1 protein-coding gene is annotated in these 210 nt (G+C 68.6%); it reads right to left on the reverse strand.

Going from position 1 to position 210, the window contains the following annotated elements:
- Positions 1-192, reverse strand: a 192-nt coding sequence (locus ACEPPI_RS41185; RefSeq protein WP_373920337.1) for an Ig-like domain repeat protein, incomplete at its 3' end; no start/stop codon positions are given.
- Between the last annotated feature and the right edge of the window lie 18 nt (positions 193-210).

Here is a 210-nt window from a genome sequence, read left to right on the forward strand (position 1 = left end):
GACGGTCACCGGTGCGGTGCCGGTCGATGAGGAGAAGCAGCTGTTGCCGTTGTAGACGGCTGTGACCGTGCCGGTTTCCAGCGTGGTCGTGGTGACGCATGCTGTGCCGCCGGCGTTCAGTGGCACCGTGGTGTTCAGTCCGGCCCCGGTGAAGGTGACGGTTCCGGTGGGGGTGCCGCTGCCGGGTGCCACTGCGGTGACGGTGGCGCA

It is taken from the genome of Streptomyces sp. AB3(2024) (assembly GCF_041862025.1).
Lineage (GTDB): Bacteria > Actinomycetota > Actinomycetes > Streptomycetales > Streptomycetaceae > Streptomyces.